The organism is Rossellomorea aquimaris (assembly GCF_001877785.1).
GTDB classification, from domain to species: domain Bacteria; phylum Bacillota; class Bacilli; order Bacillales; family Bacillaceae_B; genus Rossellomorea; species Rossellomorea aquimaris_A.
On sequence record NZ_MINN01000128.1, the window covers coordinates 1 to 14,766 of the forward strand.

Here is a 14,766-nt window from a genome sequence, read left to right on the forward strand (position 1 = left end):
CATTTTAGCTACGTATTCTTTATATTCGTTTGTATAGTACTTTCCCATGGATACACGTCCTTATTAATAATAGTTATAGTTATGCCCTATTATCATCTTTGTGTGTCCACTTTTTAGACTAACTTTAGTTTTCGAAAGATTATTTAACAAAATTCGAAGATTAATGGTCAGAATTCAAAGATTAATGATGGTTTTTCAAAGATTTCCGGGTGGAATTAAAAGATTCACTGGAGTCAAGCTGGCATACAGGCTAAAAAGAACCATTTTAACTGGGGCCAAGCTGGTATCTGGGCTTAAAAGAACGAAATTTCACTGAAACAGTCTGGCATACGGGCTAATATAAACCCTTTTCAAAGAAGCCAGTCTGGTATAAAAGCCAACATGACCCTTATTCATCAAAAACAGTCTGGTACACACCCCAAAATAATCCCTTTCCAAAGGAGGCATGAATATGAACGACTTGATGAAGCTGCTTTCAATAAAAAAACCAATCATCCAGGCACCGATGGCCGGCGGAGCGGTGACGCCAAGGCTTGCAGCGGCTGTTTCAAATGCAGGCGGACTCGGCAGTATCGCCTCCGGTTATCTTAATCCCGATGTACTGGAAACTCAGCTGCTTGAGATGAAGCAGCAAACTGACCGTCCGTTTCAAGTGAATCTTTTTGTGCCAAAGCATGAAAAAGCACTTGAAGAAGAACAAGTTCAAAGATGGAAGGGAATTATCCCCCATTCAGATAAAGCCCGTCCGTTTGCCTCCATCCAGGATGACTGGCAGGATTTCTATCAAAAAGTCGATTTACTACTAAAACACCAAGTGGAAATTTGTTCATTCACGTTCGACCTCCCTCCGGAAGATGCGGTGAAGAAATTGAAGGGCGCGGGCTGCATCCTGCTTGGGACTGCCTGTTCGGCGGAAGAAGCTATACTGATGGAAGAGCGGGGCATGGATGCAGTCGTCTTACAGGGAGTGGAAGCCGGCGGTCACCAGGGTGCATCTTTGCCAGAATCAAAGCCGGTTGAATTGCCCACGCTGATTACGGAGACTGTCGGCCGTATTGGCATTCCTGTAGTTGCGGCCGGCGGGATTACCGATGAAAAAGGTGTTAGGGAAGCCCTTGAACTCGGTGCACAATGCGTTCAAGCCGGCACCGCTTTTCTGGTTTGTAAAGAAAGCGCAGCACACCCGGTGCATAAGCAGCAGATCTTCAACGCTTCAGCATCGGATACCAGACTGACGAAAGTATTCTCAGGAAAAGAAGCACGCGGAATCGTGAATGCATGGATAAAAGAAAATGAACATCGTGAACAGGACGCACTTCCTTATCCCTACCTCAATACATTGACAAAGCCGATGCGGCAGGAAGCTGCGAAACAAAATGATCCGTCCCGGATGTCTTTGTGGGCTGGCCAGGGTGTTGGACAATTGAATAGTGAGATGAGTGTTGAAGAATTGATGGAGCAATTGTGGAAAAGCAAGCAGAATTAAATTGAAGCCCGTCCCAGCGCATGCAAATTCACACTGGGACGGCTTTTTTTATAGTGGAGGCAGATCCAGCTTCCCTTCTTGAAACAGCTCCTTCACCATATGCTTCGTGTAACCGACTACTTGGGAAAATTCTAAGTTCCCCGGCATTGGTGCTTCATCTGCATCGACGACCACATCGACAATACATGGTTTGTTTTGCATCACGGCTTTTTGCAGGGAAGGGAGGAGATCCTCCGAGCGCTCGACCCGGTATCCCACACCGCCGCAGGCATCTGCGTATTTGGCGAAGTCCGGGTTGTGAAGATTGGTGCCGAACTCGGCGTTGCCCATGACTTCCTGTTCGAATTTGATCATGGCGATTTTGTGGTTGTTCATGACGACTACTACCATCGGCAGGTCGTATTTCACTGCAGTCACGAAGTCGGCCATCATCATTCCAAAACCGCCGTCCCCGCACACGGCGAATACCTGTCTGTCGGGGTAAGCGATTTTTCCTGCGATTGCACCCGGGAGGCCGCAGCCGAGTGTGGCGAGCCAGCTGGAAATGACGAATGATTGATTTGTCATATGGAAATGCCTCGCCATCCACACCGTGACGTTCCCCACATCCACTGACATGACCGCATCATCAGACGCCACCTGCTGCAGCGCACGGACGAGATGCTGCGGCTTGATCGGTTCGGATTCGTCCGCTTCCTGCTTTTCGAGTTTTTCCCACCACTTGTTCATCCGTTCTTGATTCTTTTCTAAAAACTCCCGGTCTTCCTTCCTGGAAATCTGATCGGTGATCCATCTGAGGGTTGCACCTGCATCCCCGGCAAGTCCGGCATCCACCGGGACGCGCTTTCCGATCTGGGTCGGGTCGATGTCGATTTGGATGGTCTTTGCATGTTCAGGCAGGAATCCCGTGAACGGGAATGAGGTACCGATCATCATAAGCAGATCCGCTTCCTGCATCGCTTCATATGACGGCTTCGTTCCGATCAGGCCGAGACCGCCGAGACAGTACGGGTGCTTATCTGGGATGACCCCTTTTCCGGGCAGAGTCAAAACAACAGGAGCGCCTATTTTTTCAGCAAAAGCAAGCAGGGTTTCCCGCTCTCCGTGAACGCCATTTCCTGCTAGGATGACCGGCCGTTCAGCCTGTTCAATCAGTACTTTCACCTTGTTCAGATCATCCTTCAGCGGTGCAAGTTCCTGTTTGACGGTAAAATTGGTCGTTACCCGCGCTTCTTTTCCGACTTCAAAACGCGGGATGTCATCCGGAATGGTCAGAACGGCCACCCCTTTTTTCGCATAAGCGGTACGGATCGCCTGGTTGACGACGGCCGGCAGCTGCTCGGCCGACATGATGCGCTGATTGTAGACAGCGACGTCGTCGAACAGTCTGTCGAGATTCACCTCCTGGAAATAGTCCATCCCCATCAAATCCGATTCGACCTGGCCCGTGATCGCGAGGACCGGGGCTTTGTCGAGTTTCGCATCATATAATCCATTCAACAGATGGATGGCACCCGGGCCGGCGATCGCCGTGCACACGCCAAGTTTCCCTGTCAATTTTGCATAGGCGGCAGCGGCCAGCGCACCGGCCTCCTCATGGCGTACTTGAATGAATTTAATCTTATTCTTCGCTTTCCGCAAAGGCTCGATGATGGAATTGATCGAGTCGCCCGGCATTCCATAGATATGGTCGACGCCCCATTCGATCAGCTGCTCGATTAATTTTTCACCTGCGGTTTGTTTGAACATCACACGTTCACCTCTTCATATATAGATAAGATTAGTGTGATACATTCCGGTGAAAATAATTCTTTCCTTGGATGCGCATACTGAAAAAAACGGAGCAGGATGATGAGTGATGAAGAAAATTGTGTTTATCCGGCACGGAGAGAGCCGCTTTAATCTTGAACACCGGTTTACAGGCTGGACGGATGTAGACCTGACTGATGACGGCTATAAAGAGGCAAGGATTGCGGGGGCCATTCTGAAAAAACATGGCTATCTCTTTGATGTGGCGCACACATCGGTCTTGAAGCGTGCGATCAGGACGCTTTGGATCATGCTCCATGAGGTGGATCTTGTATGGATCCCGGTCTATAAATCCTGGAGACTGAACGAACGGCATTACGGCGGGCTGCAGGGACTCGATAAGGATGAGGTCAGGGAACAGTTTGGCGAGGAACAGGTTTATGAATGGAGGAGGTCCGCAGATGTGAGGCCTCCGGACAGCTCTGCCGATGCGCACCAAAAGGACCTGTCCGACCCTAAATACGCTTCGATTGGAGAGGGAAATGTCCCGCTTTCGGAAACACTGCTGGATACCGAGAGGAGGGCGATTGTATATTGGAACGAAACCATTGCGCCGAGCATCCAGAGGAACCAGCGTGTACTTATATCCGCCCACGGCAACACTCTCCGGGCACTCGTCAAACATCTCGATCACATCCCTAATGACGGCATTGTCACACTTAATGTCCCGAACGGCATCCCGCTCGTCTACGAATTGGATGACGACCTCCAGCCGATCAGGCACTACTACCTGAACGAAGACGGGGAAATGCCCGAAGGCGAGGTGCCGAAGCATATTGACCTGGACGACCCTGAGTTTGATTTTCATTGGATGGGATGAGCGGGTCGGATTCGGGTCGTTCCCCGGGTCAGGGGACAGGTACCGCGGCCCGCTTTTTGGTCAGAAGATTGGAAGAGTTTATGCCATGTGTGGTTTCGAGGCTAAAATAAATACGGCACAATGAATACAAACGCCGCATACAGGAGTTCTTATAGTATGGAGGATATTTTGATCACAGCAGTAAGGTCTATCATTAGTTTTATCGTGTTATTACTTGTCACCTTCACGGTCGGCAAGCATATTAATTCGCATAAGAATCATTATAGTTTTGCGTTATCCGTAACGATTGGTTCATTGATAGCGAATATGGCCTTCAATCTCGATATCAAACTTACATATATGTTCATATCCTACATCACACTGATCGCTGTATTTTATCTTGCCATGGTTCTATCCACCAAAAGCCGGAAGTTGAGAAAATGGATTTCCGGCGGACCTACCGTTTTAATCGAGAAAGGCAAGGTTTTGGACCATAATCTGAAGAAGCTGAAATATACGATTGATGATATGAACCAGCTTTTATGGGGAAAGATGTGTTTGATATAACCCAGGTGGAATAGGGAGTCATAAAAAGTTAAGGCCAGGCCCAACACCCATTAAAGTTTATATGCGGAGGGGCTGGCCGGTGATTTAGTTCGGGATGGCTTCCAGTTTGCCGTTTACGATGTTGCCACAACCGCTGATTTTAATTTGATAATTCACTGGCGGTATGTTGAGCGTCCTGCTGAAAGTTCCTTGTTGTTTGATGACGATCTTATCAAAAGTCTGATCGGACCAGTTTCCTTTTTTACAAGTTCATATTGAATGCCTGATTTATTTGGGTTTGATTGTTCGCCTTTCAGGATGATGCCGTTCTCTCCTGCATTGATAGCGGGTGTGTAGCTGACAGGAATGTCGAGGCCTACTTTCCATTTCATAAAGGTATCTGCACTTGCTCCTGAGATCTTAATAGAGAGCGAAACCGCAGGAATCGCGATGGTAATAAGTTTATTGGATCTCCTTCAAAAAAAGAGGATTATCATATGTAACTGGAATAAAAAAACTCCCGTTAAAAAACAGGAGTCAGGCAGAATTAATTATTATTTTCTTTTTCCACTTTTAATACTTTTCCGGTGTTAGCATCGATTTTTACTTCAAACAGCTTGGTTGGTGTTTTCACATCTACTTCATAGACTTGCACCCCGTTATCTGTTTCAAGCTCTACCTTAACGACGGTCCCTTGAATTTGTTTCAGGGCAATTTCCTTTGCTTGGGATTCAGTGATTTGATTTTGTGCGACGGATTGTGTGCCCGTTTCAGAAAGGGCAGCTGCGCCTGCTGTTCCGGTTATGGACAGCAGTCCAATGGTTGTAAGTCCTGCAATCATCTGTTTCTTATTCAATGAATTCACTCCTTTCTTTCATTAGGTTCTGTAGAAGAAAGGGAATTATTCGTTCAAAGCATAAGATTGTTTGAATTTCATACACTTTAATACTAGTGAATGGAGGAGGGGATTTTGCTTGAGCGTGACTGAGATGATACGGGGCAGGCTTTATATCAATGGAAAGCTGTCCGCTGAAGATTGGGCGTTTGTCGAGAAACATATTGCAGCCATCGTGAATTTAAGGACGAAGCCTGATGTTCCGCCTTTCAACTTCTCTCACCGATTCATGATTTGGACACCCGTCACCATACAGAAGGAACCGGACATTCGCTGGGTTGATACGTTAATGGCACAGGTTAATCACTTGTTTGATGGGGGCTATCCAATCCTTATCCACGATACAATCGGAGTGCAGCGGCTTGGCTTTGTCATTGCGGCATTTTATATGTATCGTTTTCGACTGAGCAGCAAAGATGCACTTGCTTCAGTCCGTCAGAAAAAAGGGGATCTTGAGCCGACCCCAAATTATTTAAAATTGCTGGATGACTATCAGCTTCATTTGGGAATCCGTGACCAAAGGTTACGGGCACGAAAAGATTTTCATTTTCCCATAAATATAGTATGATAATCTTGGAAAACATACAGGTGATGGAGTTCACCTTTAACCGCCGGAAGGCTAATGACTCCTGTCAGTGCTCTGTTGCTGGCAGGAGTCTTTTTTATTAATGGTAAAATTTGTATTTATTTGTTCGGGTTTGGAGGAATTGTGATGATATCATATCTGTTGGTCGGACTTGCAGGCTCGCTTGGGGCGATGCTCCGCTACTGGGTCGGCTATGCGTTTTTTGATGAAAGCGGCATGTTCCCGTATGCGACGCTTACGGTCAATTTGATCGGCAGCTTTGTGCTTGCCCTTTTTACAACAGCGTTTGTCAGGAAGTTCTCACTGCCGGGGCATGTAAAAACGGCGATCGGGACCGGATTCATCGGTTCATTTACGACGTTTTCGACTTTGAGCGTAGAAACGGTGACCCTTTTTGAGAATGGACACATCTTATTGGGTGCGGTTTATATTTTTGTTAGTATTCTCGGAGGATTGGCGATGAGCCGGATTGGATTCCGCATGCAGAAAGGGGAGGCGGTGAGATGAGTATATTCACCTTATTACTGGTGGGGATCGGCGGTTTTTTTGGGGCCATCGCCCGCTTTTCAGCCAGCCAATATTTCAACAAAAACCATACCTTCCGTCTGCCGGCAGCCACGCTGTTCGTGAATATTCTTGGTTCTCTCCTGCTGGGGCTGCTGATCGGAAAAGGGACCGGCGAAGTGTGGAGCCTCCTGCTGGGCACGGGATTCATAGGCTCATTCACGACCTTTTCCACGTTCAAGCTTGAAGGGATCCAGCTCCATGCCGACAGAAGAAGAAAGGACTTCATCCTGTATAACGTAATTTGTTACGGCGGCGGAATCCTGCTTGCATTTGTCGGATATGAGATTGGGCGATTGTTTGTATAGGCAGGCCGGGTGAACCAGGGGTGAACCAGAGGGACAGGTACCGCGGCTCATTTTTATGTTGGAGAAGTGGTTTTTTTCTTCCCTCCGGACGTAGAATATTGGTAGTAAATACACATGACCATATAAAGCTGTGGAAGCTATAAGAACGGGGGTGGCGGAATGTTTGAGCACTTTGATTTTGCCCGGATTTTAGGTGATCGGAGCAAAGAAGAGCCTTTGGTGGTGATGATGTGCGGAGTCGCCGGATCGGGGAAGACCACGTTTTCTAAAGGGTTGGAGAAGGAAGGCTTTGTGCGTCTTTCCATTGATGAAGAAATCTGGGCGACCAGGGGCAGGTACGGAGTGGATTTCCCTATTGAAAAAATCGAGGAGTACAAAAAAGAAGCGGAAGAGACTTTGCGAAACAGGTTAATCTGGCTGATGAGCCAGAAGCAGGAAGTGGTTATTGATTTCAGCTTCTGGGACCGTGCCAGGAGGGACCGTTATAAAAAACTCATTGAAGATTCCGGCGGCAAGTGGAAACTCATTTACTTGAAGGTACACCCGGATGATTTGCGCGAACGGCTCGCCTTGCGTAATCAACGGTTTGATGCAAACTCGTTTCCCATTTCGGAAGAGCTGTTGACTTTATATCTTAGAGGGTTTGAAATTCCTGAAGAAGAAGGGGAAATGGTTGTTGAAAACTAAAGCCGCGCATATATATTATTTTTTTCATAGTATCCTATTGATTTCCCATTTCCCATATGTTACCTTTATCTAAATTCAGAGGTGAGTAATAATGGTTAACGCGATACAGAAATCATTCTTACAACTACATCATCATATCGAGTAACCTTGCTATCCGATTTTTAATGAAAATCGCAAATAGGAAGGTTATTTCTCATGAACCGCATTTGATTAAGTTTTCACTTACATCAGGTGCGGTTTTTTTATTTTACAAGAAAAGGAGAGAGAATCATGAAAAAGATGGATTATCAGAATGTAAAAGGGACGCAGGATTATTTACCGGAGGCGGAAGTCGTGAGGTGCAAAATCAGGCGTACACTGGAGGATGTGTTCAGCCAGTACGGCTGCAAGCCGCTTGAGACGCCGATCTTGAATTATACGGAATTGCTCGCTTCGAAGTACGCAGGTGGGGCTGAAATCCTTGAGGAGATGTACACTTTATCCGACAGGGGCGGAAGGGATCTGGCCCTCAGGTATGACCTGACGATTCCGTTTGCAAAAGTGGCGGCGATGAACCCGGGTTTGAAGATGCCTTTCAAACGATATGAAATCGGCAAAGTGTTCAGGGATGGTCCGGTCAAGGCTGGTCGGTTCCGCGAATTCACCCAGTGTGATGTCGATATCGTAGGGGTGGACTCGCAGCTGGCCGAAGCAGAACTGATGGCGATGGGATTGGAGGCGTTCCGCAGGCTTGGGCTGGATGTAGTAATCCAATATAACAATCGGAAGCTTTTGACGGGTATCCTTGAAGTGTTCGGCGTCCCGGGTGAAAAGATCAATAAAGCGGTATTGATCCTCGATAAGCTTGAAAAAGTCGGGATTGGGGCAGTTATCGCTGAATTGAGTGAACTGGAGGTTTCCGAGGCAGCACAGCGTTCGATTAAACGGTTCTTGAAGGATGAAGACAATCGTTCCCTCGATTATTTTGAACCGTACTCCCGTGGGAATGAACTGGTGAAAAAGGGTCTGGAGGAATTGCAGGAACTGATGACTGTCCTCGATTATCTGGGGATTGACGGGCAGTGCATCTTCAATCCGTTCCTGGCAAGGGGGCTGGATATCTATACGGGGACCATTTACGAGCTGTTTTTGACAGACGCATCGCTCAAATCAAGCATCGGCAGCGGCGGAAGATATGACAATGCCATCGGGGGGCTCCTCGGGACGGATGAAACCTTCTCGACAGTCGGCATCTCGTTCGGACTTGACGTCATCTATGCGGCAATTGATGGGAAAAAGACTGCCATTGAATCCGGTCTGGACTACTTTGTAATCCCCATGGGAACGGGGAAAGAAGCACTACTCCTCGCGAATGAGCTGAGAGCAGATGGTTACAATGTAGAATGCGACATGAGCGGCAAAAAACTCGGGAAACTCCTCGATAAAGCAAATAAAGACGGAGTGAGGAACGTCATTATTATCGGTGAGGATGAAGTGAAGGAGAACCGGTATAAGGTGAGGGATATGGTGACGGGTGAGGAGAAGATTTATTCCTACAGTTTGGGTGAGCGGTGGCTGGGGCGGGGCGGGGTGATGGCATGGTTTTGGAAGGAGCCTGTCCGAGCGGCTCTCTTTGACTAAATAGGAGTGTTAATAGTAAGTTTACGGGATTTTCAAACCAATCAGGCAAACTTTTGAAAATAAACACTTCCAGCTGGCAGCGAAGAGATCTAAAATAACAAGATTATTAATATATTTATATTTATTGTGCCGCTGTCATGATAATTGCGCCACTTTCAAAGTTATTGCGCCAGAATACAATTAATTGCGCCGCTTTCCAGGTAATTGCGCCGGATTCCCGATAATTGGGCCACTTGTCGAATTTTCTTTGCGTCTGAATGATGCCCTAACCAGATACATTCACGAAAACCCCGATCAAAATGGGTCAAGGGACCTGTCCCCCTGACCCGCATTACAGTCTGTTGGAGTAGAGTAAGACCTGGATTGTGGGAATGATGATGATCAGGCATGGCATAAATGTCAGAAAGACGGATATCGGTTCGGAAAAAGGATCCAGAAAAATGGAGACGATCCCGACGATCAGCATAGGGATGGACCATAAAATGAAGAGTCTCGCCCCGAATTTGTTGATTTTGTACCACATTTCATCAGACTCGAATGATTTGCCGATCCGCATGCCATAGAAGTGGTTCATCTTTATTTTTCCCTTTAAAAGGGGAATGTTCAATCCAATTAATAACAGGGCGACTGCGATATTTGTAAGGGCGGGACCCAGGTTTTCCATAGTTATTACTCCTTCCGAGCTTTCTTTTCTATACTATTTGAAATCCCTCAACTTTAGGTTTTTGGTCGAACACTTGCTGTTTACTACATTCGCTACAGCTTGAAAATATCCTTGATGGTAAGTTGCTTTCTTTTAAAAATATTCTGAGCTTACTAATTACTAACAGGTAAAATTTGGTACAATCAAGGTGAGGTGATTCATTGTGGAACCGAAATGGCTGGAATGGGCGAAGCAGCTGCAGGCAATCTCGCAGGCAGGGCTGACTTATTCCAAGGATGTATATGATTTGGAACGTTTTGAAATGATCCGGGAGATGAGCGTGGAAATGATGGCGCAGCATACTGGGGCTGATGAAACTGTGATACTGGATTTGTTTGCCAATGAAACGGGATATGCCACGCCAAAGGTGGATATCCGGGCGGTCGTATTCAAGGAAGATAAACTATTGATGGTCAGGGAAACCACTGACGGTGACTGGTCGCTCCCGGGAGGCTGGGGTGACATCGGACTTTCTCCGGGCGAAGTCGCGGTGAAGGAAGCAAAGGAAGAATCCGGGTTTGACGTAAAGGCTGTGAAACTTCTTGGTGTGCTGGATAAAAAATGCCACCCGCATCCGCCTTCGCCTTATCATGTGTATAAAATTTTTATCCTGTGTGACATCATTGGCGGGCAGCCGGAAGAAGGAATTGAAACGAGCGCCGTAGGTTTCTTTGCGGAAGATGAATTGCCGACTTTATCGGTTGCGAGGAATACAGAGTCGCAGATTCGGATGATGTTCTGGCATTTGTACAATCAGGGAGAAGATGTGTTTTTTGACTAAGTTTATACATGGGGGAGGAATGTTCAGTGAAACTCTCTATGAAATTATGAATCTTTGTTATAGTCAGTTGTTTACTCGCGGCATGCCAAACCAATGAGTTGGGGGATAAAAACGATGCCGTCCGCGTATCATTCGAAGGAAGGATTGAAGAACTCCTTGATAATAGAGCCATAGTCCAAGTTGAAAAAGGGAATTTCAGTGGGCGGGTATTAGTCGATTTATCAGTGAATGAAACAGAGACATTTCAAGTTGGAGACAAGATAAAAGTGGAGTATGACGGGCAAGTCCGGGAGTCGGATCCGGCTCAGATTAATACTCTATCAGTAAAGGGGATGGAATAGTTCATTTTTTTCGATAATCTGCTGGAAATCACCATGAAGTGATTCAGCGCAATACCGAAAAGGAGGTCGCTGCATATGGATTACGTAAAAGACCTGCGAAAAGCAGTCGGCAGCAGACCATTGATCTTGACAGGATCCGTGGTCTTGATTCTGAATGAATTCAATGAACTGCTCTTACAGCATAGGACGGACGGCGGCTGGGGGCTGCCTGGAGGACTGATGGAACTTGGGGAAAGCCTGGAGGACACGGCAAGGAGAGAAGTGAAAGAGGAAACCGGACTCCAAGTGGGAGAACTGAATCTGCTGGGCGTATTTTCAGGTCCCAAGTATTATTTTAAAGTAGCAAACGGAGATGAATTATATTCAGTCACCGCTGTATTTGTTTCAAGGGATGTAAACGGGAAGATTGATATGGATCAGGAAGAATCCGTAGAGTTAAAGTATTTCAATTTGAGAGAGTTCCCCGAAGGATTAACGGATGAGTACAGAAGTTATATTCATCCTTTTGTGGATGAGCTGGCTGCGGGTGAGCCGGAGGGACAGGTCCCTTGACCCGGTAATAATCGCCATTATTCAACCAATGGGGGAGGAACTCAGCGTGAAGATGAAACCTATTTTCTTTATGTTTTGTATTTTTGCGGCAGTCTGTTTATCCGGATGCAGGGAAGAAAATGATGAAACAGCGATATTGGACGCCGAGTCAGTTGAAAAAGAGCCGATACATGGTACGGAAGGCAAGTTTGAAATCGTTAAGGTGAACGGTTCATCCGATGAACCCCCGTTCCCGGTTGGGGAGGGACGGCATTATGAAGTCTATTTTTTAGATGATACGGCTGATATGAACGGGAAAAAATATAGAATGACTGCTATCTACAAGGAAACGGAAGAGACCGTCGATCTTTATGAAGCGGTAATAAACAACAACAGGAGCGGCGCGAAATTCGCACTGGGAAAAGCGGGGATTTGGAAGATTGAAGTAACTGTAGATGAAGAGCCTTTTACCCGTTTTGATATTGAGGCAGAGTAAGGGAATTCTGAGATGTTGTTAGCTTGGCTTACAAAAGGGAAGTGACTATCTTGAAACGAAATGAAATCATTTTTGCATTCATGAGTCAGGTATTAATTTGAAATTGAACCCTTTCTTGATTGCTTCACTTTGCAAGGTGGCGGTCACTGCGGTCGTGACGATCGCAATGATTTAACAATCTGACTTTTTAAGAAGGAAAACAAGCTTGGATTGACTTTATTATGACTGGCAGGAGTGAATTCTGCAGGCCTAGCCTCATTTTTATTCAGAGTGACTCTATATTGAGCCTTTGAAAGTGCGCTCCAGCAGTATTATTGTGCCGCTTTCAGGATAATTGTGCCTCTTATTCAAATTATCTTGCCACTTCCATATAATTGTGCCCTTATCGAAATTATTGTGGCGATTTTTAAGATTATCGAGCCGCCTGTCGAATTTTCTTTGCCTGAGTTAACTTGCTTATTAAAGAGGTGATTTCGGACTTTGCTGGAAAGGACAGCGGCTGCATTACGCGTGCTCTACCCCAATCACTTATACATCTCATTCTCCAATACAATCACGTTCTCCTTGCAAGGGATTTTCGCTGTTTCTTTCGTATTCTGCACCAAGCGATAGATGTTGTCACAGCATTGTTGGGCGCCTTTTACCAATAAAGGTACTCCCAGCGAATCGATTTTCAGCGTTCTCGATAAGAATCCGCCTATTGACATGGGAATCGGGACGGTGGGCGAAGTGTTGGAGAAGATGATTTTTTCATCAAATTGGAATCTATGCTGAAGGAGCGCCGTCAGCTCCTTTAATGCGGGGACAACGAGTTTGTTCCGCTTTCTTCCGATTGTATACACGGGGCTGCCTTCATCATCGATTCCATGAAAAATCAGCTTTCCGAAATCTTTCTTCGTAAGTTGATTGAAATAGGGTACGTTCAATATTTCTTCTGATGTCAGTATTCTTTCGGATTGAGGCAGTTTTTTTAAGTGGTAGGCGGCAGCAAGGGATGTTGTATGAGTACCGCCAAAATCGTTGTATATGTATATCATAGGGAACCAATCCTTATTTGTTTATGTAGCTTGTCCCGCCGCTGCGGCATGTATCAGCTCCATTATTATGTGAAATAGAATGTTTGATTATGCGGGCGTGCATACCTGCCTTACGAGTTTGGATTCAATGTCCTTCTTTGATCGCCATCATGAGACCTCTTGTGAAAAAAATGGGCCGCGGTACCTGTCCCTATGGCTTTTTTTGGCAAGACCTAGAAGGGAAATGGAAAAATGGTGTCGAAGTTTTAGGGTAGATGACTAAAATTTCGTGCTTTTGTCCTAAAGGGGTTCTTGTATGTTAGAGACGGTCCACCATTTAATTTTGCATGTTGTATTTATTTTATTTACCATCCTTCTTTTTCAGATGTTTGCGAGGGAATCTGAATTCGGCACTAAGGGGTTTAATCTGCAGTTTCTGGTCATGAATATAGTGATTGTCGTGTTTACGATGGTTTTTCCCGTGGTCCATTCGAGCGGATATGTGTATGACTTTAAAGTGGTCCCGGTTATCCTTGCTTTTATCTATGGAGGAAAGCGAGTGGGATATGCTGTCGTTACCGTACTCTTGGCATCCAGTTTTCTTACTGGCCATGTCTTCCTCAACTTACTGGTGAATTATGCGATCTACAGCTTGCTCCTTATCCCATTCTCCAAATGGTATAGAAAGGCTGAATGGAAGAAGAAGCTTCTCATGATTTCCCTTTTTTATTTATTGGTACCAGTTACAAGGGCCATTTTCTTGCTTTTAAAAGGAATGCTGGATCAGCTTCCGCTATTGATTAGCTCCACGGTGGTTATTTGGCTGACACTGTTCATGAGCATTTATCTCATTGAAAACAGGCTGGAACAGGCAAGGATCAAGAAGGAATTGATCAAAGCGGAAAAATTCAATGTGGTAAGCCAGCTGGCAGCCTCTGTCGCACATGAAATCCGGAATCCGATGACGACGGTCAGGGGATTCATGCAGCTCCTGCAGGGAGAAGGGTTGTCCAATGAACAAAAGACATTCATCAAGATTTCCATCCAGGAACTGGACCGCGCTCAGGAAGTGATCAATCAATATCTCTCGCTCGCGAAGCCGCAGACGGAAGAATATGAAGAGTTCAGCCTGACTGATGCCATGAATGAATCCGTCGAAGTGATGTCTGCGTATGCAGTCATGAACAGCATTGAAATCAAGAAAGACATCGAGGAAGGTCTGATGGGGAAAGGGCTGAAGCTTGAGATCCAGCAGGTCTTCATCAACATCCTGAAAAACGCAATTGAAGCGGTAAAAGAAAACGGGGAAATCACCGCTGCAGCAGCCGGGGATAAAGACGGACAGGTCGTGATCACCATCAAAGACAACGGAGCGGGAATGCCCCCGGAACAACTCAAAGTCCTGGGAAGCCCCTACTACTCCACAAAAGAAAAAGGCACAGGCCTCGGTCTCACCGTCTGCTACCAAATCGTCAAGCGCATGAAAGGCGAAATCCACGTCCAAAGCAAACTCGGCAAAGGCACAACCTTCACCATCACCCTGCCCGGGACAGGGGGACAGGTACGTTGACCCTTTTTTAAAACGATGGAGTGAAACG

At 46.3% G+C, this 14,766-nt stretch carries 18 protein-coding genes and 1 riboswitch; of the genes, 13 read left to right on the top strand and 5 right to left on the bottom strand.

All coding sequences use genetic code 11. From position 1 onward, the window contains the following. Positions 1 to 451 precede the first annotated feature (451 nt). Positions 452 to 1,486 (top strand): nitronate monooxygenase, encoded by a 1,035-nt coding sequence (locus tag BHE18_RS18365; protein WP_071619964.1) that lies wholly within the window; start codon positions 452 to 454, stop codon positions 1,484 to 1,486. 48 nt (positions 1,487 to 1,534) lie between these two features. On the opposite strand, the gene BHE18_RS18370 is transcribed toward BHE18_RS18365, so the two are convergent. After that, complete coding sequence (locus tag BHE18_RS18370; protein WP_071619965.1) at positions 1,535 to 3,235, bottom strand: pyruvate oxidase; 1,701 nt, start codon at positions 3,233 to 3,235, stop codon at positions 1,535 to 1,537. A 109-nt stretch (positions 3,236 to 3,344) separates the two neighbouring features. Between BHE18_RS18370 and gpmA the strand changes: the two genes are divergently transcribed. Both gpmA and BHE18_RS18380 read left to right on the top strand, forming a co-directional pair. Continuing rightward, positions 3,345 to 4,115 (top strand): 2,3-diphosphoglycerate-dependent phosphoglycerate mutase, encoded by a 771-nt coding sequence (gpmA, locus tag BHE18_RS18375; RefSeq protein WP_071619966.1) that lies wholly within the window; start codon positions 3,345 to 3,347, stop codon positions 4,113 to 4,115. A gap of 156 nt (positions 4,116 to 4,271) precedes the next feature. Further along, positions 4,272 to 4,661 (top strand): DUF421 domain-containing protein, encoded by a 390-nt coding sequence (locus BHE18_RS18380; protein ID WP_071619967.1) that lies wholly within the window; start codon positions 4,272 to 4,274, stop codon positions 4,659 to 4,661. A gap of 152 nt (positions 4,662 to 4,813) precedes the next feature. On the opposite strand, the gene BHE18_RS18385 is transcribed toward BHE18_RS18380, so the two are convergent. Then, positions 4,814 to 5,032, bottom strand: coding sequence for a hypothetical protein (locus BHE18_RS18385; RefSeq protein WP_071619968.1), 219 nt, complete (start codon positions 5,030 to 5,032; stop codon positions 4,814 to 4,816). Between the two features lie 155 nt (positions 5,033 to 5,187). Continuing rightward, the gene (locus BHE18_RS18390) at positions 5,188 to 5,496 is read right to left on the bottom strand and encodes a PepSY domain-containing protein (protein WP_083573880.1); all 309 of its coding nucleotides are present in this window, start codon (positions 5,494 to 5,496) and stop codon (positions 5,188 to 5,190) included. A gap of 124 nt (positions 5,497 to 5,620) precedes the next feature. On the opposite strand from BHE18_RS18390, the gene BHE18_RS18395 reads away from it, so the two are divergent. The 5 genes from BHE18_RS18395 to BHE18_RS18415 all read left to right on the top strand — a co-directional run bounded on the left by BHE18_RS18395 (position 5,621) and on the right by BHE18_RS18415 (position 9,300). Continuing rightward, entirely contained in the window at positions 5,621 to 6,103 is a 483-nt protein-coding gene (locus BHE18_RS18395) for a dual specificity protein phosphatase family protein (RefSeq protein ID WP_235860388.1), read from the top strand. Positions 6,104 to 6,113: 10 nt separating this feature from the next. Continuing rightward, a riboswitch (Fluoride riboswitch) is annotated at positions 6,114 to 6,174 on the top strand. A gap of 73 nt (positions 6,175 to 6,247) precedes the next feature. After that, complete coding sequence (gene crcB, locus BHE18_RS18400; RefSeq protein WP_071619970.1) at positions 6,248 to 6,628, top strand: fluoride efflux transporter CrcB; 381 nt, start codon at positions 6,248 to 6,250, stop codon at positions 6,626 to 6,628. Beyond that, positions 6,625 to 6,993 carry a fluoride efflux transporter CrcB gene (gene crcB / locus BHE18_RS18405; RefSeq protein WP_071619971.1) on the top strand — a complete coding sequence of 123 codons (369 nt, stop codon included), beginning with the start codon at positions 6,625 to 6,627 and terminating at the stop codon, positions 6,991 to 6,993. Before crcB (BHE18_RS18400) ends, crcB (BHE18_RS18405) begins: the two co-directional genes overlap by 4 nt. A gap of 159 nt (positions 6,994 to 7,152) precedes the next feature. Continuing rightward, on the top strand, positions 7,153 to 7,680 hold the full coding sequence (locus tag BHE18_RS18410) for an AAA family ATPase (protein WP_071619972.1): 528 nt from the start codon (positions 7,153 to 7,155) through the stop codon (positions 7,678 to 7,680). Positions 7,681 to 7,950: 270 nt separating this feature from the next. Next, positions 7,951 to 9,300: a histidine--tRNA ligase gene (locus BHE18_RS18415; RefSeq protein WP_071619973.1), complete on the top strand. Its 1,350-nt coding sequence runs from the start codon at positions 7,951 to 7,953 to the stop codon at positions 9,298 to 9,300. Between the two features lie 331 nt (positions 9,301 to 9,631). Here the strand turns inward: BHE18_RS18415 and BHE18_RS18420 are convergent, their stop codons facing one another. Then, positions 9,632 to 9,964 (bottom strand): SdpI family protein, encoded by a 333-nt coding sequence (locus tag BHE18_RS18420; RefSeq protein WP_071619974.1) that lies wholly within the window; start codon positions 9,962 to 9,964, stop codon positions 9,632 to 9,634. A gap of 202 nt (positions 9,965 to 10,166) precedes the next feature. On the opposite strand from BHE18_RS18420, the gene BHE18_RS18425 reads away from it, so the two are divergent. The 4 genes from BHE18_RS18425 to BHE18_RS18440 all read left to right on the top strand — a co-directional run bounded on the left by BHE18_RS18425 (position 10,167) and on the right by BHE18_RS18440 (position 12,152). Next, entirely contained in the window at positions 10,167 to 10,784 is a 618-nt protein-coding gene (locus BHE18_RS18425; protein WP_071619975.1) for an NUDIX hydrolase, read from the top strand. A gap of 98 nt (positions 10,785 to 10,882) precedes the next feature. Next, positions 10,883 to 11,125 (top strand): DUF3221 domain-containing protein, encoded by a 243-nt coding sequence (locus BHE18_RS18430; protein WP_071619976.1) that lies wholly within the window; start codon positions 10,883 to 10,885, stop codon positions 11,123 to 11,125. A 75-nt stretch (positions 11,126 to 11,200) separates the two neighbouring features. Next, positions 11,201 to 11,677: an NUDIX hydrolase gene (locus BHE18_RS18435; RefSeq protein WP_071619977.1), complete on the top strand. Its 477-nt coding sequence runs from the start codon at positions 11,201 to 11,203 to the stop codon at positions 11,675 to 11,677. 46 nt (positions 11,678 to 11,723) lie between these two features. Continuing rightward, positions 11,724 to 12,152: a hypothetical protein gene (locus BHE18_RS18440; protein ID WP_071619978.1), complete on the top strand. Its 429-nt coding sequence runs from the start codon at positions 11,724 to 11,726 to the stop codon at positions 12,150 to 12,152. 524 nt (positions 12,153 to 12,676) lie between these two features. Here the strand turns inward: BHE18_RS18440 and BHE18_RS18445 are convergent. Beyond that, positions 12,677 to 13,189: a DUF3189 family protein gene (locus tag BHE18_RS18445; RefSeq protein ID WP_071619979.1), complete on the bottom strand. Its 513-nt coding sequence runs from the start codon at positions 13,187 to 13,189 to the stop codon at positions 12,677 to 12,679. A gap of 295 nt (positions 13,190 to 13,484) precedes the next feature. Here BHE18_RS18445 and BHE18_RS18450 point away from each other — a divergent pair, with 295 nt between their 5' ends. Beyond that, entirely contained in the window at positions 13,485 to 14,738 is a 1,254-nt protein-coding gene (locus tag BHE18_RS18450; protein WP_071619980.1) for a sensor histidine kinase, read from the top strand. The last annotated feature ends 28 nt before the right edge of the window (positions 14,739 to 14,766 follow it).